The sequence below is a fragment of the Mesorhizobium sp. P160219 genome (assembly GCF_057786095.1).
On sequence record NZ_JBYNWG010000001.1, the window covers coordinates 3,697,255 to 3,721,231 of the forward strand.

Below are 23,977 nucleotides of genomic sequence, written 5' to 3' on the forward strand. Positions count from 1 at the left end.
GCTATGCTCGTAGCTTGAACCTCGATATGCTACTTCGCATGCCGCCTGAGACTTGATTGAGCTCGTCGATCGCGAGCGTCGATTGCTGAAGGGACTCGACTGTTTGCTGAGCTGCCTCGCTTAGCTGGGTTAGCGTGTCGCTGATCTGCCCCGCGCCGGTCGCCTGTGCTTGCATGCCTTCATTGGCGACTTCGAAACGTGGCACCAGCCCCTGAACCTGCTGAATGATCTCGAAGAGTTGCCCGCCGACCTGCTGGATGTCCTGCATACCCCGACGGACCTGCTCGGAAAACTTGTCCATGCCCATCACCCCGGCCGCGACTGCCGACTGGATGTCCTTGACCATTTGCTCGATATCGTAGGTGGAGACAGCTGTCTGGTCCGCGAGCCTTCGGATTTCCGTCGCCACCACTGCAAAACCCCGGCCATATTGGCCTGCCTTCTCCGCCTCAATGGAAGCGTTGAGCGACAACAGGTTCGTCTGATCGGCCACTTTGGTGATGGTCGTCACCACCTGATTGATGCTGCCGGCTTTCTCGCTCAGGATCGCCAGTTTGGAATTGATCGCGCCAGCCGCTTCCATGACCTGCTGCATGGTTTCTTCCATACGGGTCAGCCCCGCTTGCCCCCCGCCAGCCACGGCAGCGGTTTGTTCGGCAACTGTGGAGACCTCGTTCATCGTGCGGACCAGTTCGTTTGATGTGGCGGAGATTTCCTTGGCTGTCGCTCGGATTTCTGTTGTGGTCGCTGCGATTTCAGTCGCAGTTGCCTGCTGTTGCTTGGAGGTGGCGGCGATCTCAGTTATCGACGTGCCGACCTGTATGCTGGACCTTTGAACCTGACCAATGAGGGTTGTGAGATCGTCCGCCATTGCGTTGAAGCCGTCGGCAAGCACGCTGAATTCGTCTCGGCGCCTCAGATCGAGCCGTTCGCTGAAGTCGCCTTGCCGCATCAATTGAACCGCGTCGACCAAACGGGTGAGCGGACCTGTAATGGCGCGAAACAGCTGGTAACCCAAAAGAAGGGCTAGCCCGAGGGCTATCAACAAGCCAACGCTCAAACCGACTTCGGCCGTTCTGACGATCGAGCTGATCCGCTGCGTCGCGCTGTTTGCCTCGCCTCTGTGATCCTCAACCATGGCCTGCAGAGCGGACTGCAATTTTACAAAGATCGGCTCTACTTCGTTCTTGATAGCTGGGCTTTCATTGGGAGTTTCACCTTTCGACAAGGCAGCCCGGCTTGTTTCCAGCACAGCAGTTTCAGCCAGACGGAATTGGTTGGCGAGTTGTTTGACGGCTGCATAATTCTGCTTGTCGATATCGGAGACGATCGTTGCCTCATAGTCGTCCATCGACCGCTGCACCTGGTTGCGATTGGTCGTGATCGCGTTTGCAACCGTGCTTCTGTCTGACGGGTTGTCCTGAAGGGCATATTCCTGAAGCAGACTATGGGCCGCCATCTGGCCCGTCATGATCTCGGTACTGTGATAAAGGTCCGGAAGGATGCCCTTCTCGACCTCAGTCGCCTCCTCCCCCGCCTGAAGAAACCAGGCGTACGCGATGAGGGCTATCACGGACATGACCACCAGAACGGCTGCGAAACTGACGAGGATGCGGTGGCGTATTGTCAGACTCTTCATGGAACCGGTTCACCAATGGGGGGCATCGTGGGCTGCGCGACAAGCGCTCGTTCCGACATATTCGAAAAGGTGCGTCGAAAAGCGGTAGTCTGATGCTGAATGGTTTCTTTTCCGTTCCATAGCTAATGATGGCGAGGCGGCTCGCCAATCGGCGCCGCCAGAAGCGGTGGTCAAAGGACGACTGCCGTCCACGCACATCAGCCCGAGATCGGCTGGATGGCACGCCGCGTCAGGAGGAGCGTGGACGAGCTGCTTGAGGCCACGAATTGAATGACGGCAAGAAAGCCGACGTCCTGCTTGCTGCCCCTAAGCTGCCAGGCGGGAACGCGCCTCATATCAGCCGTCCAGCATGATCGTCGCACTGAAAGCGGATCGCCGAAACCACATGTCGCAAACTGGCCAGCGCGTAGATTGGCGCCGAGTACGGGTTCGACATGCGCAGGTGACGATAACTAAATGGCAAGCGCCCCCGCCTGAGGCCCCTCAGGACTAAAATGATCTTGAGACAGTTTCAAATGCGCATCCTCAAGCGGCGGCCGCCAACCGCACAAGGATGAGCACAACGTGACGAGCGCTCTGGAGCGTAGAGGGGACTAACCCGACAATCCCTTCCTTTGCGACATTGCGGCGGGGAAAAAGATTACGAGATGGAGCAGGCGTATTGCCAAAGGGGTCCAGCAGCGAGAGTTCGCGTTTTCCGCCTCGGCTGTGAACCCGCTTCCATTCGCTGATCTTGCTCAGGTCGAGGTCTACTTGCCATCGAGGGCTCATGTCCCAGCTCATAAGCAGGCGGTTGGGTAGGTCTCGGCCAGCACACGGCCCGGTGGCACTCTGGGGTCCACACCGCAGGTTCAAACTGACCACCGACCCAGGGTTCGAAGACCGTTCCCGATCGGAACACCGAGCAGATTGTGCTCGCTCTCCCTCAAGTTACTGAAATCTTCGTGAAGACATTGAAGGCGTCGCAAAGGACGCCTGGACAACGACGGAGTCGCTTTAAGGGCTGCCACCGGATGCTTAGATCTCGTTGACAAGGGGTGCTATGGGATCATAACGTACCTGATTGGTATAACAGGTATGCCACATGATCGGAGTTCTGATCAAGCAGCGGAAGCTTTCGGACGAGGTGGCAGCGCACCTCGAACGGATGATCCGAGAGGGAGAGTTGGCCGAAGCCGACCGTCTCCCATCTGAACGGGAACTCATGCGGCAGTTCGGGGTAGGGCGGCCTTCCATCCGTGAGGCGCTGCTGCATCTGAGCAAAATGGGCCTTGTCGAGGTAAAATCGGGGGAGCGTGCCCGCGTCACTCGACCCACTCCTCAATTCGTGATTGACGCCCTTTCAGGGCCGGCTCGGCACATGATTTCGGCGCCGGGAGGGGTTCACGACTTCCAGAGCGCGCGCTTGTTTTTCGAGGTCGGTCTTGCCCGCAACGCCGCTGTGCATGCTACCCCGGAAGACATTGAGAGCCTCAAGGAGGCGCTCGAACTCAACCGGCAGTCGATCGGCGATCTGGCGCGCTTCGAGCGCACGGACGTAGACTTCCATTACGTGCTGGCGGTAATCACCCGCAATCGGATCTTTACAGCTATTCACGCGGCCTTGGCTGAATGGTTGCTCGAACAGCGTCGCACCACATTGGCCAAGGGTGAAGACCGCAAGGCTTACCAGGCTCATCGCGAAATCTTCGAGGCCGTCGCCGCGCGCGATCCAGACGCGTCAGAGACGGCCATGCGCAGCCATCTCGAATATGTGGCCAAGCGGTATCTGCAACTTGCGAGGCCCAAGTGATGACCGGATTTGTCGTCTGGGTCGATTTCCGCCTGAGGCCTGGTGCCCGGGACAGATTCCGAGAACTTGTCGACGCCAATGCGACCGCCTCGATGCGCACCGAGGCCGGCTGTCGCCGCTTTGACGTGACGGAGGCGCGCGGCGAACTGGATCGGGTCCTGCTCTATGAGATTTACGATAGCGAGGCCGCATTCGAGGACCACTGCCGCACCGCTCATTTCGACGAATTCAATACGCAGAGCGCGCCGCTCGTCGTGACCAAGTTGGTGACGACCTGCGACCTCGTTCTTGAAGCCACGCATTGAAGCGAACATAGGCGGATTGGCCCATTGGGGCGAACGGGAGGAAGTGCATGTCGGAGCCAAGTCTCAGGGCGTTAGCTTCTCACAGGCGGGTCAAGCTCGGTACGCTCGTCGCCGAGTTCGCCACGCCGGGAATCGGTCACATCCTGAAGTCCGCTGGCTGCGATTTCGTCTTTTTCGACATGGAGCATTCGGGATTTAACTTGGAAACGCTGAAGAGTGCGATCCGTTATTTCGAGGCGGCCGATCTGCCGGTGATGGTTCGTGTGCCATCGCAGGACTACCATTTCCTCGCCCGCGCCATGGACATGGGCGCCGAAGGCCTGATCGCGCCGATGGTGAGCAGCGTCGAACAGGCGCAGCACATCATCAACTCCATGAAATACCACCCTGCCGGCGCCCGCGGCGTGGCGCTGCAGATCGCTCATGACCGTTACCGTCCGGGCTCGGTCGCTGACAAATTCGAGGCCGCCAACAAGCGCTCGACGTTCATCTGCCTGATCGAGACCGCCGACGGCGTCAAGAACATTGACGGCATCGCGGGACTGGACGGGGTCGATTGTCTGTGGGTCGGACATTTCGATCTGTCCGTCTCGCTCGGCATTCCTGGCGACTTCGCCCACCCCACTTTCACTGCTGCAATGGCCAAAATCGTTGCCGCCGCCAAGAAGCACAACAAATCGCTTGGACGCTTGGTGCCCAACGTCGCCCAGGGACACGAGTTCTACGCACAGGGCTTCGATTTCATTTGTTATTCAGGCGACGTTTGGGTCCTGCACGACGCGATCGCCGACGCGGTTTCCAAGATCCGGGCCGGGTGCCAATAGGAGCGGAGGAGACGATGGACAGCGTGAAATTCAGGGTGGCGCTTTCCGGTGATTTCCGCAGGCCGGACGGCTCGCCGACCTACCCAGATTTCGATCTGGAGCCGCTGCGCAATGCGACAGGTGTCGAGATGGTGTTCCTGGAGTCAAACAGTCCGCTTCGCGCCGACCAACTTGAGGATTTCGATGCGCTGATCCTCCTCGCCCATCGTTTCGATGCCACGAGTGTCCCCAGGAGCGGCCGCCTGGCCGTCGTTGCCCGCTTCGGGGTCGGCTACGACACTGTCGACGTTGAGGCATGCACCGCAGCCGGTATTGCCTTGGTCATCACGCCCGATGGCGTGCGACGGCCCGTCGCCGTATCCGTCGTCACCTTCATGCTGGCGCTGACCGGCAAGCTGCTGACAAAGGACGCGCTCACCCGCAAAGGGTCTGTTGGTTTTGAGAAGCGCTCCGAACATATGGGGGTCGGCCTCGTCGGGCGTACGCTTGGGTCGCTGGGCATCGGCAACATCGGTGCCGAGGTCTTCCGCTTGGCGAAGCCCTTTGACATGCAATTCATCGCCCATGACCCGTTTGCCGACAAGGGGGTCGCTGCCGACCTGGGCGTCGAGCTGGTAGGGCTGGAGGATCTGTTTCGCCGCGCCGACGTGCTGTCGGTGAGTTGCCCCCTGTCGCCCCAGACCCACCACATCGTCAATGCCGAGCGGATCGCCCTGATGAAGCCGACAGCTTACCTGATCAACACCGCGCGCGGCCTGATCGTCGACCAGAAAGCGCTGACGCAAGCACTGCAGGAGCGCCGCATCGCCGGCGCCGGTCTCGACGTGCTGGAACAAGAGCCTCCCGCCGCAGACGATGCGATCCTCAAACTCGACAATGTCATCCTGGCGCCGCACGCGCTTTGCTGGACCGACCAGTGCTTTGCCGGCAACGGTGCCGCGGACGTCAAAGCGGTAATGGAGGTGCAGCGCGGTCGCGAGCCGCGCGGCGTGGTCAATCGCGAGGTGCTTTCGAGCGAGCTGTGGAAGACCAGGCTGTCTGGGCTCGCCGCCCGCTTTGGAACCTAGGAGGACACTGATTTTCGGCGCGCCGCCGCGGCCTGTTTGCGGCGACCTTACGGGAGGAAATGCTTGACCGCTGCGCCGGCGGACGAGTGAAGCAAAAGGAAAATGGGAGGACCAAGCACTATGAACGATCGTGAAAAACATGACTTTCAGGCAGGCCTCGAAGCAGAGGTCGACGCCTTCATGCGCGGCGAAACCACCCGCCGAACTTTCATCACCCGCTTCGGTCAGATGACCGGCATGTTGGCCGTGTCCGGCCCGCTGCTGGGGATGATGACCGATTGGGCGCTGGCGCAGCAAACATTGGAATTGGCGGACGCCACGTCGCCGCTCGGCCAGGCGCAGGCCGCAGCCCTGAAAGCATCGAAGGAAGGGCCTGCGGACGGTTCCGCCTTTCGCGCGGCGGAGGCGGCCAAGGCGCATTCGGGCGTCACCCTCAACATGACCTACGAGGCTGGCCTGCAGGCACTCGACCCGCGCAATTTCAGTGGGCCGATGTGGGAGCAGCTTACCGGGATGAAGTCGAATGTCGTCGAGCTGTCGAACCCGGACCAGTACTCCAAGGCGGTCGCCGAGCACATCGCCGGCTCGGGTGCCTATGACGTCCTCGACATCTCGCCGGCCTGGACGCCGTCGCTAGCCGATGGCGGCGTCATCGCCCCTCTAGACGACTACATCGCCAAATACATGAACCCGGCGGACCTCGAGGACTATCATCCCCTGTACAAGGCGCTGCCGACCTACAAGGGCAAGATCTGGGGGTTCTTCGACGACGGCGACATGTTCGCTCTCTACTACCGCAAGGACATTTTCGAGGATCCGAAAATGATGGAGGCTTACCAGGCGAAGTTCAACGCCAAGCTTGGGCCGCCCAAGACATGGGAAGAATATGCCCAGATCGCCCAGTTCATCACCGACCAGATGGCGCCAAAGGTCTATGGCGCGGGACATTTCCGCAAGGCGGGCAGCCCCGGCAATCAGTTCGACTTTCTGCAGCAGTACCGGGCCAACGGCGGAAAACTCTTCGGCGACGACATGAAGGCAGGTTTGGTTTCGGATGCCGGCGTCAAGACGCTGACAAACATGCTCGCCGCAAACAAGGCCTCGATCCCCGGCAACAACGAGCTCGACGCCGTCTCCTTGTGGGCGGCTTTCCTGACCGGCAAAGTCGCGATGATCTATTCCTGGCCTCCTAGCGGCCGTATGGCGGCGAACTATTCGCAGTCGGCCACGGCAATCAACTTCATTCCGCAGTCCCAAATCGCCGGCAAGGTCGGCTATGCCGTGGTTCCGGGAAATCCGGAACATGCCACCGGCTACAACAAGGCACTGTCGGCCGACTCGCCCAACCCTGAGGCGGCGTATCTGTTCATGCAGTGGGTATGCTCGCCACCCGTCTCGCTGGCACGTTGCATGCTGCCCTACGCGCTACGCGACCCGTACCGCATCTCGCACTTCAAGTCCGAGCTCTACGGAGCGCTCTTCCCGAGTGCCAAGGAGTACCTTGCCAACCTCAACAACTCGGCAAACGTCGGTCTGCTCGACCCGATCATGCCAGGCGCGCAGGACTACTTCTTGAGCATCGATCGCATGTGCACGGCGGTGTGGGCTGGTGCGGATCCGAAGGCGTCGCTTGAAACGGCGGCCGCCGAGTGGAACGAGACGACCGACCGACTGGGTGTGGATTCGCAGAAGGGCTTCTACACCGAGTTCTTGAAACTGCCTGGCGCCACCGCCGACAACACGGTGGAAAAACTTGGCATGGCGGTCACCCTCTGAAGGGAGGCGGACTCTCTGGAGCAATTGGTGTTGCGGGCGCTTGGCTCGCAACACCTCCCCGCTAAGCGGCGATTGGATACGCCTATGCAGCCCACAGCCACGATCCGCCATTTGAAGGCCGCCGGCGCACCGCCCCGGCTGTCTGCCTTTGCCCAATGGGCTGACCGTCATTTCAAGTGGCTGCTGGTCGCCCCCGCTGTGCTGCTGATATTGGCACTGTCGATCTATCCGCTTCTGTTCTCGCTGGTGGTATCCTTCATCAACTACGACTTCCAGGTGCCGGGCCACGCCTTTGTCGGATTGAAGAACTTCGAGCGGGTCGTGTTCGATCCCGTAGCACGTTGGTCGCTGTTGCTGACAGCATCGCTGTCGGGCATCAGCGTCGCTATAGAGTTCGTTCTCGGCCTCCTGGTGGCGCTGACAATGGTGCGCAGCTTTCCGGGCCGCGGTGTGATCATGTCGATCCTGATCGTGCCGCTGTTCATCAGCCCGGTCATCGTTGGCCAAGCCTGGACGCTGCTCTTACAGCGGCCTTTTGGACCGACCAACTATGTCCTGACGCAACTATTGGGGCAGGAGGTTACGATCGGCTGGATGACGGAGCGCCCGTGGCTCTACGTCTCGCTGATCATCGCCGATGTCTGGCAGTGGACGCCGTTCATGTTCGTCATCCTGCTCGCCGGGCTGACCGCAATCCCACCCAATCTCTATGAGGCGGCAGAACTCGACGGCGTCAACGCCTGGCAGGTTTTTTGGGCGATCACGCTCCCGCATCTCGGGTCGATGATGCTGCTGGCGCTGACCTTCCGTCTGCTCGACGCAATCCGTATGTTCGATACCATTTTCATCATGACAGGGGGTGGCCCAGGAACACAAACCTACACGGCCTCCTATTATCTTTATACCATAGGCTTCACGCAGTTTCATCTGTCGCAGGCAACAGCAGGAAGTTGGCTGTTCCTGATCTTTACGGCGCTCATCGTGACGTTGCTGGTGCGTCGGCTCTTGAAGGTGGAACCGGTCTGATGGCCGCCGTCGCGCCCGCCCGCCGCAGGAAACGCCGGTCGTTGCCGATCGGCCGAATTCTGCTGCTGGGGTTCTTCCTGGTGTTCGTGCTGTGGCCGCTCTACTGGATGTTCAACACCTCCATCAAGCCCAGCGACGACTACCTCACCGTACCGCCTGTCTGGTTCCCCGCCGCTCCGACGCTTGTCCACTACAAAGCTGCGCTGTTCGCCTATCGTGGTCTCGACGGGCTCATCAACAGCCTGATTATTTCGCTTTCGGCCACGGTGCTTTCGGCGCTGCTCGGCACGCTGATGGCCTATAGCCTGGCGCGCTACGACACCGGCGGCAAGCATCTGTCTTTCTGGGTGCTGTCGCAGCGCTTTTTGCCGCCGATCGGGATCGTGCTGCCGGTGTTCCTGATCTATCGCCAGGTCGGGCTCTACGACACTCATGTCGGCCTGATCATCGCCTATACGGTCTTCACGCTGCCGGTGTCCGTTTGGATGATGTTTGCTTATTTCCGCGGCATGCCCAAGTCAATGGAGGAGGCGGCCCTCGTCGATGGCTGCACGAGATGGGAGGCGTTCTGGCGCGTTGCCGTGCCGCTCGCAGCACCGGGCATCGTCGCGGCGGCTGTCTTCGCCTTCATTGCATGCTGGACGGAGTTCTTCTTCGCTCTGATCTTGACCAGCCGAACTGCCTTTACACTGCCAACGGTCTTCCGCGCCTTCATCGGCTTCCAGGGCGCGCAATATGGCGAAGCCGCGGCCCTTGCCATCGTCTCCCTTGTGCCATCGATCGCCCTTGGGGTCCTTGCTCAACGTCATCTGGTGCGCGGGCTGACGCTCGGCGCCGTTCGCGGTTAGGAAAGCTCCCGCATGGCCGAAGTCAAAATTACCGGCTTGCACAAGCGCTACGGCGCGTTCCATGCCGTGCGCGGCATTGACCTGGACATTCGCGACGGCCAGTTCACCGTTCTGGTTGGACCGTCCGGCTGCGGCAAGTCCACGCTGCTCCGGACCATCGCCGGCCTGGACGAGATATCGGAAGGCACGATCGAGATCGGCGGCGAGGTGGTCAATGATTTCCGGCCGCGCGATCGCGACGTGGCAATGGTGTTTCAAGATTATGCGCTCTATCCGCATATGAGCGTGGCCAAGAACATTGGCTTCGGCCTCAAGGCTCGCAAGATGCCGAAGCCAGAGGTCGAGGTGCGCGTGGCCGAGGCGGCACGCATGCTTGGCATCACTCCCTTGCTGGGGCGTTTTCCGCGCCAATTATCCGGCGGCCAGCGCCAGCGCGTCGCCATCGGCCGCGCCATAGTCCGCAACCCGCGCATCTTTTTGTTCGACGAGCCGCTGTCCAACCTCGACGCACAGCTTCGCGACGAAATGCGCGGCGAAATCAAACGCCTTCACCAGGACATTGCGACAACGATGATCTACGTCACCCATGACCAGATCGAAGCGATGACGTTGGCTGACCGCATCGTGCTGATGCGCGACGGGTTGATAGAGCAGCAGGGCGCGCCACTCGAGTTGTTCGAGCACCCGGCCTCAACGTTCGTCGCTGGGTTCCTGGGTTCGCCGCGGATGAGCTTCCTGCCAGGTACCCTTGCCTTGGACGCAGGCGCCGCTGCCATCCGGCTCGCGGATGCACTGCTGCCTTTAGCGCGCGGCAGGGGGCTGAAGGGCGTCGCGGACGGACAGCAGGTGCTGCTCGGGTTGAGGCCAGAACACCTCACTCGTGCGCACACTGCAACGCCGGAGCAGGGCACGTTTCGCTATGAGGCAACGATCGACCTGCTGCAGCCGACCGGCTCGCGCAGTTACGCGACATTCCGACTGGCCGGCGCGCCGGTGATGGCTGAGCTGCAGGCGCACGATGTCAGCCGTCCGGGCGAGAAGCTTGCGATCGACATCAACATGAACCGGGCCTCGATCTTCGACGCCACGACGGAGCGCGCAATTTGACCTCGGCAGCTTCCCTGGCAGTCCGCTTGTGTGGCACCGAAGAGCTCGAGGCACCGCTGCGCACGCTGCGCGCCGGATCCTTGTCGGTCGCGTTCGACAATGGGGCGTTGCGTTACATCCACGTTGGGACGATCGAGGTCTTGCGCGGAATCTCGTTTCTTGTACGGGACGAAAACTGGGGAACATGTACCACCGTTCTCGATGATCTGCGGATCGACGAGAGGCCGGATGCGTTCGCCATTGAATACCGTGCAACATGTGCTGCAACATCCGGCCGCCTGATTTACCGGGCGCGCGTCTCAGGCCGTGGCGATGGTGCGCTGTCGTTTGTGGCGGAGGCAGAGCCCGAGACCGACCTTTTGACGAATCGGACCGGCTTCGTCGTCCTTCATCCGATCGAGGGCTTAGCCGGCAAGCCGATAAAGGTGCTGCATGAGGATGGTCACGACGAGCTATCGTTCTTGCCGGACCACATCGATCCAAAATGTCCGTTCACCGACATCCGGGCGTTGTCGCACGAGATCGCGCCTGGGATCTGGGCGACATGCACCATGGAGGGTGATGCCTTTGAGATGGAGGACCAACGCAATTGGTCTGACGCCTCGTATAAAACATATGTCCGCCCTCTGCGTCGCCCGTGGCCTTACAGACTGCCCAGGGGCCAGAAATTCACGCAGGCCGTCCGGCTTCACGTGTCAGGAACGCTCCCTGCCGGGACGTCTGAAAATCGCAATCCACTCATCAACCTGACGATCGGCGGACCGGTCGGCCGAGTGCCCCGCACTGGCGTCGGCGTCGCCGCCGACGAGGCAAAGCACGCGCTCGAAACCCCCGAGCTCCTACGACGAATGGCTCCCCAGTGGATGGTCTGCCAGGTCGATCTCCGGATCGCACACGGCCAGGACGAACTAGAAAGCTACGCCGCGCTCGCACGGCTGACCGGCGCTGGAGTGGTCCTCGAGATTATCACCAAGGGCACGCGCGATCCATTCGGCGAATTGGCGCCGGTCGCGGATGCTGTCCACTCACTCGGCCTCAAACTAGAAGCTGTCTCCGTCTTTCCGGCGCAGGACATGACATCCGTACAGCCGGGAGCACCGTGGCCGACTATGCCCAGCTTCCACGAAAGCTACTCCGCCGCTCGCCGGGCTTTCCCGGGCATCGCGCTGGGCGGCGGCATGGCCGCTTACTTCACCGAACTCAACCGCAAGCGTCCGCCAGCCGAAGCGCTCGACTACGTGACCTTCACCACCTGTCCCAGCGTGCACGCCGCAGATGATGTCTCGGTGATGGAGACACTTCAGGCAATCCCCCATCTAATCCGCTCCGCGCATGCTTTCATGGGGGAACGCTTGCCACTGCGTATCGGTCCCATCCAGCTCGGCTGCCGTGAGAACCCATACGGAAAATCCACTACGCCGAATGAAGCGAACGCTCGCGTCTGTCTATCGCGCATTGATCCTCGTCAGCGCGGGCTGTTCAATGCGGCTTGGACTGTCGGATATTTCGCGGCCTGCGCTCGCGAAGGAATCGATGCCGTCGCGTTCGGTGACTTCGCCGGCCCCTTTGGCCAAATCCATAGGAAGGCTGATTTCGTGCAGCCATGGTATGACCAGCAGGATGGCCCAACGGTCTATCCCGCTTTCCATGTCTTGGCTGGTCTCTCAAAGCTCGGCGGAGCCACCTTGCTGTCCGTAGGAACTTCCGGCTGTGACGGCGTCGTGACGATCGCGGCTGAAAAAGATCGCCGCGTGACCCTGTGGGTCGCTAACCTTACCGCCAAGACGCAATCTGTGAGGCTTTCGGATTCGCCGAGCAGCGCCCGCATTGCTCTTCTCGGCGCCGAGCAGTTCGAGCGGGCGGCAACCGATCCCGACTTCATGGAAAGTTCCGCAAGACCGCTGGATGATCAAAGCATCTCGCTTGGCGCCTACGCCGTCGCGCGAGTCGACCTCGATCGATCGTCTTAGGCCTAGCCGATGTTCGCTGTTTGGCCAAACCCCCGTCAAAGATGAGGGTGGTAGTTCCATACTCTAAGGCAGCGCGCGGGATCCATCTCGCTTATACGTTCTACTATCGCGACGCCGACCAGGCTCGCCAGGTTCCGCCTGCCGAGACGCCAAGTTTTGAGGCCGCTCGCGCCGAAGCGATCCGTTGCGTAATCGGGCGATGACGATATGACCGGATGGTTAGTGTGCATGCGCGATCAGGCAGGCAACGAGCTTTGCACGATCAGCGTCTGCGAGGCCGAAGCCGCACCGCAAACGGAAACAAGCCGGTTAGGCAGCACCGCTCACGTCTGTGTCGATACGCCAGCCCTTATTCAATTAGATCGTCGCCGGTCGGAACTTTTGTGATGTTGAGCCCTTGTCCATTGAACAGTGGAGGTACCAATGGCTAACCTGGGAAAATTGGCGATCGCGATGCTCGGCGTCTTGGCATACCAAAATCGCGACAAGATCGGCGACATGATCCGTGGAGCGGGTGATCGCAACCCAAATGATCCGCAAGGCGGGATTCTGGATCAGCTTTCAAAAGGCGTTTCGGGGACCGCGCTTGGCGATATTCTCGACCGGTTCAGAGGGGCAGGCGCCGGATCGAAGGTCGATTCGTGGGTAGGCACCGGGCCGAACGAGCCGATCCAGCCAAGCGAGGTGGAAGCAGCCATAGACGAAGAAACCCTGACTTCCCTCTCGATGCAGACCGGCCTTTCGCGCGAGGAACTCATAAGCCGGATCACGCGAGATTTGCCTGAGGCCGTCAGCAAGATGACGCCTACTGGTGAATTGCCCGTTGAGGCGCCGAAAAGCTCCGGTGAGACGACCTTGCTCGACGACGTGCCATCGCACAGGACGCAAGCGAATTCAGGCGGTCAAAGCGATATCTAAGGTGACGGCTATCCATCAGGGAGAGATACTAAAGCGTACTGGCGCGCGAGTTGGCATGATCGGGCAGGGCGGTCACGGTGGTCATACAGCAAACGTACTTGCCGAGTTGGATCTATTGGCCGCGCTACTCGATTCCCGCTGGCGCATTCCAGGCACATCAATTCGTTTTGGACTGGATGCGCTCGTAGGTCTGGTTCCCGTACTCGGAGATGCGGCGACGGGCATTATCTCGGCCTACATCGTCTTGCGAGCTCGAAACGTCGGTGCCGGAAATGGGTTGGTCGCCCGCATGCTAGGCAACGTGCTGCTGGATACGCTCGTAGGAAGTGTCCCAATTCTCGGCTCGATCTTCGACGTCTATTTTAAGGCGAACAATCGCAACATCAGACTGCTGCGCCGTCACATCAACAAGTGAGGCGGATAAGCAATCGTCGCGATGCAATTCTTCTAAAAGGCTCGGAACCGACAGGGGCGCTGGGGCTTGAGTCGCGATTCCTGGAGTCGCGAGCATATGACCAGTGCCATTGACCGGCTTTCGTTCATCGAGTTCCAATCGCCCACACTGGTCGAGAAAGCTCCCGAAGGCGGAGATTGGCTTCACGAGATCAAATATGACGGCTACAGGACGCAGCTGGTCGTTGAAGGCGGAAAGGCGCGAGCATTCACACGTCGCGGCCACGATTGGTCCCACCGTTACAAGAGGATTGTTCAGGCCGCGGCAAGCCTGCCGGTCAAATCCGCTATCATCGATAGTGAAGCTGTCGTCCTGGGCGACACCGGCCTGCCGGACTATCAAGCCCTGGAACGTGAGCTGGGCAACCCAAGTTCGCTGCGGATGACTCTCTACGCTTTCGACCTCCTGTACCTCGATGGCCGTGATCTACGGGAACAACCGTTAGTGAAGCGCAAGGCTGCGCTGAAGAAGCTGCTGACCGAAACCGAGCCAACCCTGACTTATGCCGAGCATCTGGAGGTGAACGGCAATGATATGTTCGACCATGCCTGCCGGATGGGCATAGAGGGAATCGTATCCAAGCGAGCGGATGCTCACTACCGCTCGGGCGTCCAGACCAGTTGGGTCAAGGTCAAATGTGTCAAGAGCGACACTTTTCCAATCGTGGCTTTCGTCGAGAAACTTGGCGCGCAGCCGCGCCGCATCGCATCGTTGTACATCGGCAGGCGAGAGGGCGACCGGCTGCTTTATGCCGGGAAGGCCCAGACCGGCTATACGCTGGACGCAGCCCGGCGCGTTAGGGAGCGGCTTGATCCGCTTGTAACCGCCAAGTCACCGCTGTCGGAGCCGATCAAGAAGCCCAAGGCGACATGGGTCGAACCAGACGTTCTTGCCGAGGTGCAATTCAGTGGCGTGTCGGACCGGGGCATCTTGCGTGAGGCGGTCTTCAAGGGACTCCGCGAGGACCTTCAGGCAATCCCGCCCAAGCCTCCGTCGCCCTCCAAGCGGAGGTCGGAAGGCCAACACGGCGTCCCGCGCGAGAACATTCTCCAGCTGCTACCCGATGCGGTTGCACCTTCCAAGGAAGAGCTGGCAGACTATTGGCGGCGGGTCGCTGATCAAGCTCTAGTTGATCTGGTTCGGCGACCGCTGAAGCTGGTCCGCCACGCCTCCGGCGCAACCTTCTATCACAAGGGACCGCTACCTCGGATACCGGCGTCCGTACATCAGCTCCGGGTTCAAAAGCGCGAAGGCGGCGAAGGCATTCGGGTATGGATAGATGACATGGATGGTCTGCTTGGCTTGGTCGAGATGGATGCCGTTGAGCTTCATCCGTGGAACGCGACGATTGATGACATCGAACATGCGGACCGGCTCGTCCTCGACCTCGATCCCGGAGAAGGCGTTCCATGGGACGATGTGATCGAGGCCACGCTGGCGCTACGGGGCATCTTGGAAGCGGCAGGCTTGGAGAGCTGGCCAAAGGTCACTGGCGGCAAAGGCATCCACTTGATGGCCCCGCTCGTTGCGAAGATGACCCATGACAGCGCCCGGAAACTGGCCAAGTCGCTCGCCCACCGTCTGGTTGATACCGATCCTGACCGATACCTGTTGTCAGCTGACCCCGCAGCCCGAGGAGGCCGGATCTTTCTCGACTATCTCCGCAACGGACAGGGCAATACCGCAATAGGCGCTTTTTCCCCGCGAGCGCGGCCCGGCTTCCCAATTGCCCACCCGGTCACATGGAAGCAAGTCGAGGCGGGCATCCGGCCAGACGTTTTCACGCTCGCGCAGCCTTTCAGACCCGCTCGTCGAAAAGCCGCGTGATGCGTCGCGACCATCAGCCGGTATCAGCGAGTTTCCTTGCCTCGCGTCCGAGCCTCTTCCGGTCGTTGCCGTGTTCTCTGATTAGCTCGCGCGTTCTGGCGTGATACGATGCTGTTTGGCGAAATAGCCAACCTCATAATCTTCATCGACTGATACACGGTTGCGATCTCGAAAATCACGCTTGCTCTTATCGTCTGCCATCATCTTTCCTCCTGATCAGAGAAACAACGACCGACGTTGTATGTTCCCGGCGCCTCACTTCGGCCGCCAGAGGCGCGGGCTGTCCGACCGTACTGGGGCCGCAGCCATTGCGAAGGTGATCTGGCGAAAGTTGGTTGGCCAAAGGCAAGGGTGATTTCGTTTGCTGTTCGGGATAGCTGACCGTCGATCGAGCCTGTCTGCGGGCCTCTTGGTTTTTTACGACGCCAGTCGGAACCCAGACGGGTCGCAGATGATTCAGATGCGCATCCGGGCTATCAACGAGGATCGTGAGCAAAATGGCGGGGGGTGACCACGAAGGCGACAAAACTGCGCTCCGGGAGCCCAAGGTTTCGTCTAGGACGCATGACCCGGGTCACAGCGCCGCGGCACGAGTTCGACTTCATCACCAAGGTCGGCCGCATAGACCACGCCGGAGCTCTCGCAATGTTGCAGAGGCATATGGGAGATATAGAGGCGGTCTTTTTCGGAACTGATGTTTTGGCTAAAGCGCTAGACCAGCCTGCCGAGTGACGCTCAGTTAATCCCTATCGCGGCGCCCAGCCAGCCTTTCCGTTGCCGCTCAGTAAGCCGGCACAAGGCGCGTGTTTCGCAACGGCAAGGCCATGGTGAACTGCAAGCCGTCACGATGGTAGTTCAATTCGATCTTGGCGTTGCATTGCACGGTCACGACTTTTTCCAGAAGTGTCGTGCCAAACCCCCGGCGACTGGGCTGCTCGACTTTCGGCCCATCTCGTTCCCGCCAGTCAAGATTGACGATCTGTGTATCGCCGGACCCGCCTAACGACCAGCGGACATCAAGGCGGCCTCCCGTTTGCGAAAGCGCGCCAAACTTCGACGAATTGGAGGCCAGTTCGTGGAAAGCCATCCCGACAGGGACCGCAATGTCGGCGACTAGCGCTACGTTCGGGCCTTTCAGAACGATACGCGGCCTGTCGCGCGTCTCATAGTGGTCAAGCTCGCTTTCGAGCAGCTTGTGCAGGGAGGCAGTCTGCCAATAATCGTCGGTAAGCATCGAATGGGTCTGGGCCAGGGAAACGAGCCTGGCTGAAAAATCGCGTACGAAATCATCGACGTTGCCGCTCGACTTGGCCGTCGCGCCCATCATGGCGCGAACGTTGGCCAGCGTGTTCTTGACGCGGTGATGCAGCTCGCGGATGAGCAATTTCTGCCGATCGGCGACCTCCCGCTTCTGTTCGATGTAGGACTGGACCTCACGCTGGCGGGCGCGGGCACGCAAGGCGGAGCGCACCGAGTTGGCGAGGCTCGAAGCCAGAAATGGCCGTTCAAGCACGATCAGATAGCGGTCCAGAAATGCCATCCGCGTGTCGACTTCGTTCCCCCGCATCGTCAGAAGCACGATCGGAAAATCCGACCATGCGGGTTGGGCTTCAAGCCAGGCCGCAAACTGCGTTCGATCGGAACTGAGCAGGGCCTCCTCGGCCACGACAAGGCACTGAGCCTCGTCGAGAAGCGGCACTGCCTCTTCCAAGCTGCCGCACACACGCGAGGCAATCTGGTTTGTAGCCAGGATGGAGGCCGCGATCCTCGCGTCACGGCCAAGCGGCGCCAGCACGAGAACGGCGGGGCTGGACGACATCACAGCGCCTTATCCCTCAGAAGGTCTGTCGGCTTGCCTTCAAATTCCGGAGATCCCATCAGGATGCCGCGGAATTGTTCCAGTGGCTCACCTACGGCCACGCCGTTACCGCCGATTTTAAACTCACGAATCGTCTCTTCGTGGGGGCCGACACGTTTCTTGACAACGGAAATCGCGCGTCTCAACTGACCTGCGTTCTCGAAGAAGCGCAGAAGCATGATGGAATCGCAGAGATAGGTCATGTCGACCGGCGCTGCCGTTTGCCCAAACAGCCCGTGATTGGCCAGCAGCAGGATCGTCGCCACTGCCTTCTGATTGAGATAGGTGAGGATCTCGTGCATCTGAAGCACCAGATGTTGTTCTTCGGACATGGCATTGAGATAGCCAGTTAGGCTGTCGATCACGACGATCCGCACATTGGATTCTTCGACGGCCGCTTGGATGCGCGAAGACAATTCGCCTGGTGAAAGCTCAGCCGGATTGACAGATTCAAGCATCAGCGTGCCGTCCTCGGCAAACGGCTCCAGGTCCATGCCGAGCCCGGCGGCGCGCGCCAAGAAGATGCGCTTTGTCTCGTCAAACAACAGCACCAGCACACGCTCGCCACGCTCGAGTGCGGCATAGCAATAGGTGCAGGCAATGGTAGACTTGCCAACGCCAGACGGCCCCATCAGCATCGTGCTGGTACCACGGGCCAGCCCGCCGCCAAGCAGGGTGTCGATCCGGTTGTTGCTCATGGCCGGCGTATCATGCTCGGCCACCTCATGCTCGGCTGCAACGAGCCGCGGATAGGCGATAACGCCGCCTGGGCGAATGACGAAATCGTGAAAGCCGCCCCGGATCTGCACGCCGCGCATTTTGATCACGCGTAGCCGCCGACGCTCTCCACCATAGACGGGCGACAGCTGCTCCATCCGAATGACGCCGTGACTGATCGAATGCAAATTGAGGTCATCCTGCTCAGCGGTCAGGTCGTCGAGCATAAGCACCGTCACATTGTTGAGCATGAAGAAGCTCTTCAATGCCAACACCTGGCGCCGATACCGCAGTGACCCTTGCGATAAAAGTCGAATTTCAGAGAGCGAATCGAACACCACGCGATCGGGTCTGACGCGTCCGATCTCGGCCATGGCAGACTGCACGGTTTCGCCGAGTTCCAATTCCGAGGAATGGATCAATGTCTGTAGCTGCGCAGGATCGAAACTGAGCTCCGGCGGCACAAGTTCAAGAATTTGCACCCCCTTCAGATCCCAGCCGTGACGGCCAGCAACCGAGAGCAGTTCGCGCTGGCTTTCTGACAAAGTGATGTAAAGGCATGTCTCGCCATTCTTGGCGCCCTCGATCAAAAACTGGAGGCCAAGAGTGGTTTTTCCAGAACCTGGTTTCCCTTCGATGAGATGGGAGCGGTTCCTGGCGTAGCCGCCACGAAGAATGTAGTCGAGGCCGCTAACTCCAGTTGTGATCGCCGAGGCGTCGTCTCTGTCCAACTAATCCCCCAATGTAATTTCGAGAACCAGATAACGACGGGCACCTTTCGCGGTTCCACGTCTCTCGGTGAGCGCCCTTGTCGTGAGACTCACGAAAAGGCGACAAGAGACGCGGCAAAAAAGGGCGCCGTACCTCTCGGAGCCCTTTTTCAAGTTCAGTTTGGAACCGGCGACCTACCAGCCTTGCCGGCCATACCAGTCATCGATGTCGCGCCGAGCGCGGTCCTTCTCAATGCCGTAGCGCTCCTGAATCTTGCCTTCCAACTGATCGCGGTTACCGGCAATACGGTCCAGATCATCGTCTGTGAGTTTGCCCCACTGTTCCTTGACCTTGCCCTTTACCTGCTTCCAATTGCCTTCGACACGGTTCCAGTCCATGGCACCTATCCTTGTTTGTTTCGGACTGAGAAAAACGCCGTAACGCTACCGGAGTTCCCGTCAAGTTTGAGCAGATCGACCGATCGAAGCGTGGCGAGGTAGGCGGCCCCGAAGCAACCCGCTCTGGAACGCGATGATGGCTTGCCGCGCCGGCTGTGTTCTCCACACTCTTGGCCACAGTCGCTCGCGAGACCAGCTTCGTTGGACAAACAGCGACAGGGATAGCGTGAAGCCAACTATGCTGCGTTGGTCATCCAAGCCTGGCGTCAGATACTAATTCTTGCTGTCGGGAGCCATGTTCCCTGCGGCTTTTGCCCTGAAGCGCCTTACCCGGCTGCGTGTGCCGCAGCTCTCATCCGAGCACCACCGTCTGCGCCCGCCACGCGAGGTGTCGATGAAAAGCCAACCGCAGTTCGGCCCGGTGCACTCGCGCACGCGGCGGCGGTCATTCCTGGACACCAAAAACTCGGCTGTCTCAAAGGCCACGCGGTGGCCGATCGTGTTCAGACTGGCTGCGTCGGTCCACTGCCAAGCGAGGCGGTCGCCGGACGGGAAAAGCGAGCGCTTCGGTAGGGCTAGGGCGACTGCATCGCGCACGATTTGCAAAGCATCGTCCGGCACCCGGGCGCCTGCCGCCTCGGCCTGGAGAGCCGCGTAAACTGCCTCGCGCAAAATCTTGGCCTTTTCCAATGCCGCCTCCGCAAGGAGCGGGCGGGCGGGAGCCTCCGCGAGCAGTGCTCGCGCCTCATCGACGTCGATCAAATCGGCACGTCCAGCCCAGACGACCAGGTCGGCATAGGTCTGCAAGAGGTCTGGCCCCCACACATCGCGTCGCGCGTCGACCGTGTTGACGAAGTCCAAGCAGGGGTGACCGCCAACCATGCGCATGTCGACGATAGTCTTCGCACCATCCATCCCGGAAACATCGGTTGGCGGAACCGTATTGGCAAGAGGCCGTTGTAACGAAATAAACGTCTTTTGGCCGTTACGACGAACCAACAACGCCCAGCGAAGGCTGCTTCCGATGAACCGCAACACAGCGACATTTCTGGTTTTATGTGTGATCTGGGGCACCACGTGGATCGGTATCAAGGCAGGGATCGCCACCGTGCCGCCTCTGATGTTCGCAGGCACGCGTTTTACAGTAGCCGGCTTGCTGATCCTCAGCGCGACGCGCCTAAGGGGCGCTGCTCTACCACGGGTGGCGAAAAGGAGTTGGCCGCGTCTTTTCGTTGTTACGTTGTTCATGATTCCGCTTTGCTATGGCCCACTCTTTTGGGGCATGCTCTACGTCGATACGGGCACCGCGGCTGTTCTTGAGCTTTCGCTGACCCCCGTCACGCTGCTTGGGTTTGCGTTGCTTCTGGGGGGACGAACGCTATGACGGCCGCAGGCTCTTTGCGATTTTGCTCGGTGCGGCCGGTCTGTGCGTCCTGTTCGGGCCCGAAGCCTATGCTAGTTGGACACACGCAGACCAGCAGGGCAGGGGGCTCCGGCTGCTGGCGATGACAGCGGTGGCGTCGGCAGCTTTAATCTATGCATGGGGTTCGGTGCTCGCGCGGCCGCTTCTTGAGGTATATTCATCGGACTTCATCGCCGGCTTCACCACCCTTTTCGGGGGCGCATTCCTAATTCTCATCTCACTCGTTGTGGAGCCAGGCGCGACCGCGGCTCTAAAAGGCAATTGGGGCTGGCCGGCCTGGGTCGGGTGGCTGTTCCTCGTGCTGTTTGGTTCGTTCATAGGCTACACTCTATTTATCCGGCTCCTGCACGAAATCGGCGCCTCGCGCGCCGGAGCATTTGCCTTCGTCTCACCCGTCATTGCCGTCGTGCTTGGCATCATCACCTACGGCGAGGAGGTTAGCCTGATCGACATCATCGGCATGGCTATCATGCTCTTCGCAGCGTTTCTTGCGCTACGCGAGCGCAAACAGGAAACATCATCCGCTTCCCCGCCGTTGATTCCACGCTCCGCGCGGGCTGATGGCAGAATATGAAAGACGGCGCGCGCATCCAGCCGCCAATCAGCCTTGAGACGGAAAAGCACAAGGTTCGCGTCTATGCGAAAAGAGGGCTGTCCCGGCAGCGTATCCCGCCTACCACCGGCGGCGAGGAAAGCTCCAGCTCATATGACAACACTAGTCGGCGAGGGATTTTGCCGAGTTGCTGTCAAGATTGCAGGCGGGATTTGATGGAAAAATCGCGAGGCTGCAATCAGCGACCTATTCGTTCCGATCGCGATGCAGGCTATCCGCCAACGCGTCGACAAAGTGTCAGCCGCATCGCTTCAGTTCCGCCACCTGAACGCCGAGACGGAATGCCTGACCATCGGCATAAGAACGTGCATAGCTTTCTGCTTCGAACGGAAACGTCAGGGTGCTGCCGTAGGCGGTGATGCGGACCGTCCACTTCTTGTCGCGAACGAGTTCGACCGAATTGTCGGGCGACGTCATGATTTCCTCCGGCACCAGCAAGGCGAAGGCACGGATAACGTCGCAAGGGTCGTTTGAATGCAAACAATCCGACACGCTCATGTCGCTTGTTCTATACGCCCAGACTTTCTCTCGATTAGAGCAGCGCCCGGCTGCAATGTCGGTGGCGTTAAGTCCCCTAGCTGCCAAGACCTTTCCCATTGGGTCGGTCCCCTTGCGGCCTCACGCAGCGACCTTTCTGAACCCAATCGCCGAGATCGTCAGCCCGCAGTGTCTTCGAGAGAATAGCCGGCAAGCCGCAGGGTGCGAATGGCAACTCTGCGACGACTGCTTCAACAACTTTCGCGACTGGCTCATGTGAACGTCGACCACCTGGGCGCTCACACTGGCTTTCTGCGACCAGCCAGCTGCGATGAATTCATCACGGCTGATCACCTTTCAGGATTCTCGAGCCATGTGGCGCAGCAACTTGAACTCGATCGGCCCAAGAGGAATTTTCCCCGGTGCTGCAAAGACGGTGGTATCGAGCTCCATCTCGACGCCGCGATATGTCAGTGGTCTGCGCTTCTGGGCCAATTTTCGTGACGGTAGCCCAATCGCGAGCCTTCGCAGGTGTTCGAGGAGCTATTGCGGCGCAAATGGTCTGATGAAGCGTTCGTCGACCCCGGGCTGCAACAGCCGGTGCTGACCTTCAGCACCTGGGGATATCAAGGCGACACAGGGCAGGGAATTGGTCCGGGCATCCCGCTTCAGCCGGCCGCTCCCGTCGCCAGCTCATTGTCTGGCCGACAGTCCAGCACAATTCCCACGCACCGGCCTTTTCGCGGCAAGACCTAGCGCGTCATCGATCGAGCGGGCCAGCTTGCTGCCGAAGCCATCCACCTGCCGAATGTGGCTTAGGAGCAGATAGAACTCCGCATGCTGCGAGGGAGATGCACCGGCCCGCGGCTCCGTCGAACTCAGCGAGGGAAACGGAGGTCAGCTCTTCGCAGTCCAACTTCGAGAGCAGACGTTCCTGGATTGGCCTTGGCACATTTGTGAACGGTCGATTCCAATGGCTGTCAAAGAGTACGGCGCGACATTGAGGGCGCAGCGAACCACCTCGAAACCGGTCGAGCTAGTAGCCGGGCCGGGTCAATCCGAGACAATTTCGTAGTGAAGAAGCTGGGCTTCGTCGAGTGCCGACTTCACTCCAGGCGAGATGACGCCGCAGCCGAAGAGGATAATATCTTCACGGCGTACGAATACTTCATGGCCCAGTCCCATGGACACAAATGTGCCCGAAGAGCTTCGTTCGAGAAGCCGAGCTCTGCCATTCAATATGGTGAAGGCGGCGTGGCGCCTCGATACCCAGGGCCGCTCGAGGATGTTATCGCATTCCGCCGATCTGCCGACTGTCACGGATTCGCCGTTTCGACAGGATCGCAGCTGATCTCTGTAGCGGATGACCAGATGAATCTGCCGCGGCAGGACCGAGCGTCTATCTGTAGTGGCGCCATGGCTGGTGATCTGCGTACCGGGGCCCCCATCGTCGCTCCACAGGTATAGACATCGAAGAACTCTTGCTTCCCCTTCAAGGCCATTTTGTCGAGGAGCCGCAGGCCCTTGCGGCTTCTCGGGGAAAGGGCTTCGCAGAAGCTCTGGCTGATCAGCACCTCTCCGGGGTTCGCCGTGGTGGACAACCTTGCGGTGACATTGACAACGTCACCGAATATCGCGCCCCGCGCGCGAATGACCGCCCCGAAATGCAATCCGATACGGGCGCTCAACGGCCCTTTAGTCAGTTGATGGGTAATTTGGCAGACGGCCCTCAGCGCCATTTCCGGGCTCTCGAAGAGGCTGAGTATGTCATCGCCTTTCGAGTAAATGAAATCACCACGGTGCTTGGCGACAATCTCGCGCATCGTGTCCAGGCAATCCGAGACCTGCTGTAGAGCGGCATCGTCTCCGATCCGCTCATAGAGCGGCGTGCTGCCCACGACATCAGCTAAGAGGACTGCGGCAAGAAGCGTCTCCTGATCCATCGATCTCGTGTCCGACCCGAAAACTCAGCGTGCGTGTATAACACACGAGGTCGCCTGCAACATATCTGCTCGAGCGCCTTGGATCGGTGCGATGCTTCAGGTGATCGTGGCGGGTTGGACGGGCGTATGCCATTCGTCGGCTTCGTGCCGACATCCAGAACCCTCTTCGCCCCAATCGTTCGCGACCTCGGTGCTATGAGTGGACTTGGTCTTTTTAGGTTCGGAAAGGCTGAACGAGTTGCAACGGGCGACGGCCTTCTCATGCACCATCAACCACGACCCGA

23 protein-coding genes are annotated in these 23,977 nt (G+C 60.0%); 14 read left to right on the forward strand and 9 right to left on the reverse strand.

Going from position 1 to position 23,977, the window contains the following annotated elements; all coding sequences use genetic code 11:
* Window position 1 precedes the first annotated feature (1 nt).
* Window positions 2–1,639: a methyl-accepting chemotaxis protein gene (locus AC3EMP_RS17950; protein WP_023705668.1), complete on the reverse strand. Its 1,638-nt coding sequence runs from the start codon at window positions 1,637–1,639 to the stop codon at window positions 2–4.
* A gap of 1,084 nt (window positions 1,640–2,723) precedes the next feature.
* Here AC3EMP_RS17950 and nanR point away from each other — a divergent pair.
* From nanR to ligD, 12 genes are all read left to right on the forward strand, one after another.
* Window positions 2,724–3,431, forward strand: coding sequence for a transcriptional regulator NanR (gene nanR / locus AC3EMP_RS17955; RefSeq protein ID WP_023689446.1), 708 nt, complete (start codon window positions 2,724–2,726; stop codon window positions 3,429–3,431).
* Window positions 3,431–3,736, forward strand: coding sequence for a putative quinol monooxygenase (locus AC3EMP_RS17960; RefSeq protein ID WP_023669450.1), 306 nt, complete (start codon window positions 3,431–3,433; stop codon window positions 3,734–3,736). The genes nanR and AC3EMP_RS17960 overlap by 1 nt, the downstream gene beginning before the upstream one ends.
* A 47-nt stretch (window positions 3,737–3,783) precedes the next feature.
* Window positions 3,784–4,560: an HpcH/HpaI aldolase family protein gene (locus AC3EMP_RS17965; RefSeq protein ID WP_023705665.1), complete on the forward strand. Its 777-nt coding sequence runs from the start codon at window positions 3,784–3,786 to the stop codon at window positions 4,558–4,560.
* 14 nt (window positions 4,561–4,574) lie between these two features.
* Window positions 4,575–5,627: an NAD(P)-dependent oxidoreductase gene (locus AC3EMP_RS17970; RefSeq protein ID WP_023827584.1), complete on the forward strand. Its 1,053-nt coding sequence runs from the start codon at window positions 4,575–4,577 to the stop codon at window positions 5,625–5,627.
* 120 nt (window positions 5,628–5,747) lie between these two features.
* Complete coding sequence (locus tag AC3EMP_RS17975; protein WP_023827583.1) at window positions 5,748–7,403, forward strand: extracellular solute-binding protein; 1,656 nt, start codon at window positions 5,748–5,750, stop codon at window positions 7,401–7,403.
* An 84-nt stretch (window positions 7,404–7,487) separates the two neighbouring features.
* Window positions 7,488–8,429 carry a carbohydrate ABC transporter permease gene (locus AC3EMP_RS17980; RefSeq protein WP_023669455.1) on the forward strand — a complete coding sequence of 314 codons (942 nt, stop codon included), beginning with the start codon at window positions 7,488–7,490 and terminating at the stop codon, window positions 8,427–8,429.
* The gene (locus AC3EMP_RS17985; RefSeq protein WP_023827582.1) at window positions 8,429–9,277 is read left to right on the forward strand and encodes a carbohydrate ABC transporter permease; all 849 of its coding nucleotides are present in this window, start codon (window positions 8,429–8,431) and stop codon (window positions 9,275–9,277) included. The genes AC3EMP_RS17980 and AC3EMP_RS17985 overlap by 1 nt, the downstream gene beginning before the upstream one ends.
* A 12-nt stretch (window positions 9,278–9,289) precedes the next feature.
* The gene (locus AC3EMP_RS17990) at window positions 9,290–10,384 is read left to right on the forward strand and encodes an ABC transporter ATP-binding protein (RefSeq protein ID WP_352712415.1); all 1,095 of its coding nucleotides are present in this window, start codon (window positions 9,290–9,292) and stop codon (window positions 10,382–10,384) included.
* A complete protein-coding gene (locus AC3EMP_RS17995) occupies window positions 10,381–12,354 on the forward strand; it encodes a D-apionate lactonase family protein (protein WP_023669458.1) in 1,974 nt (657 codons plus the stop codon). Before AC3EMP_RS17990 ends, AC3EMP_RS17995 begins: the two co-directional genes overlap by 4 nt.
* 423 nt (window positions 12,355–12,777) lie before the next feature.
* The gene (locus AC3EMP_RS18000; protein WP_023669459.1) at window positions 12,778–13,272 is read left to right on the forward strand and encodes a YidB family protein; all 495 of its coding nucleotides are present in this window, start codon (window positions 12,778–12,780) and stop codon (window positions 13,270–13,272) included.
* A 55-nt stretch (window positions 13,273–13,327) separates the two neighbouring features.
* Window positions 13,328–13,687: a DUF4112 domain-containing protein gene (locus tag AC3EMP_RS18005; protein ID WP_023669460.1), complete on the forward strand. Its 360-nt coding sequence runs from the start codon at window positions 13,328–13,330 to the stop codon at window positions 13,685–13,687.
* A 96-nt stretch (window positions 13,688–13,783) separates the two neighbouring features.
* Window positions 13,784–15,553 carry a DNA ligase D gene (gene ligD / locus AC3EMP_RS18010; RefSeq protein WP_023669461.1) on the forward strand — a complete coding sequence of 590 codons (1,770 nt, stop codon included), beginning with the start codon at window positions 13,784–13,786 and terminating at the stop codon, window positions 15,551–15,553.
* 81 nt (window positions 15,554–15,634) lie between these two features.
* Here the strand turns inward: ligD and AC3EMP_RS18015 are convergent, their stop codons facing one another.
* The 5 genes from AC3EMP_RS18015 to AC3EMP_RS18035 all read right to left on the reverse strand — a co-directional run bounded on the left by AC3EMP_RS18015 (window position 15,635) and on the right by AC3EMP_RS18035 (window position 20,275).
* Entirely contained in the window at window positions 15,635–15,757 is a 123-nt protein-coding gene (locus tag AC3EMP_RS18015) for a DUF3606 domain-containing protein (protein WP_348529184.1), read from the reverse strand.
* Window positions 15,758–16,334: 577 nt separating this feature from the next.
* Entirely contained in the window at window positions 16,335–17,372 is a 1,038-nt protein-coding gene (locus AC3EMP_RS18020; RefSeq protein WP_352712418.1) for a sensor histidine kinase, read from the reverse strand.
* Window positions 17,372–18,859: an ATPase domain-containing protein gene (locus AC3EMP_RS18025; RefSeq protein ID WP_352671936.1), complete on the reverse strand. Its 1,488-nt coding sequence runs from the start codon at window positions 18,857–18,859 to the stop codon at window positions 17,372–17,374. Before AC3EMP_RS18025 ends, AC3EMP_RS18020 begins: the two co-directional genes overlap by 1 nt.
* Window positions 18,860–19,033: 174 nt before the next feature.
* The gene (locus AC3EMP_RS18030) at window positions 19,034–19,237 is read right to left on the reverse strand and encodes a CsbD family protein (protein WP_023669466.1); all 204 of its coding nucleotides are present in this window, start codon (window positions 19,235–19,237) and stop codon (window positions 19,034–19,036) included.
* Between the two features lie 273 nt (window positions 19,238–19,510).
* Entirely contained in the window at window positions 19,511–20,275 is a 765-nt protein-coding gene (locus tag AC3EMP_RS18035; protein WP_155929636.1) for a CGNR zinc finger domain-containing protein, read from the reverse strand.
* Here AC3EMP_RS18035 and AC3EMP_RS18040 point away from each other — a divergent pair.
* Window positions 20,262–20,621, forward strand: a complete 360-nt coding sequence (locus AC3EMP_RS18040) for an EamA family transporter (RefSeq protein ID WP_352712420.1) — start codon at window positions 20,262–20,264, stop codon at window positions 20,619–20,621. The genes AC3EMP_RS18035 and AC3EMP_RS18040 overlap by 14 nt on opposite strands.
* 121 nt (window positions 20,622–20,742) lie before the next feature.
* Complete coding sequence (locus tag AC3EMP_RS18045) at window positions 20,743–21,234, forward strand: DMT family transporter (protein WP_352712422.1); 492 nt, start codon at window positions 20,743–20,745, stop codon at window positions 21,232–21,234.
* Window positions 21,235–21,510: 276 nt separating this feature from the next.
* Here AC3EMP_RS18045 and AC3EMP_RS18050 read toward each other — a convergent pair whose 3' ends face one another.
* The 3 genes from AC3EMP_RS18050 to AC3EMP_RS18060 all read right to left on the reverse strand — a co-directional run bounded on the left by AC3EMP_RS18050 (window position 21,511) and on the right by AC3EMP_RS18060 (window position 23,693).
* Complete coding sequence (locus tag AC3EMP_RS18050) at window positions 21,511–21,771, reverse strand: hypothetical protein (RefSeq protein WP_352712424.1); 261 nt, start codon at window positions 21,769–21,771, stop codon at window positions 21,511–21,513.
* Window positions 21,772–22,803: 1,032 nt separating this feature from the next.
* Window positions 22,804–23,070 (reverse strand): FHA domain-containing protein, encoded by a 267-nt coding sequence (locus AC3EMP_RS18055; RefSeq protein ID WP_352712426.1) that lies wholly within the window; start codon window positions 23,068–23,070, stop codon window positions 22,804–22,806.
* Entirely contained in the window at window positions 23,067–23,693 is a 627-nt protein-coding gene (locus tag AC3EMP_RS18060; protein WP_352712427.1) for an adenylate/guanylate cyclase domain-containing protein, read from the reverse strand. The genes AC3EMP_RS18055 and AC3EMP_RS18060 overlap by 4 nt, the downstream gene beginning before the upstream one ends.
* Window positions 23,694–23,977 lie beyond the last annotated feature (284 nt).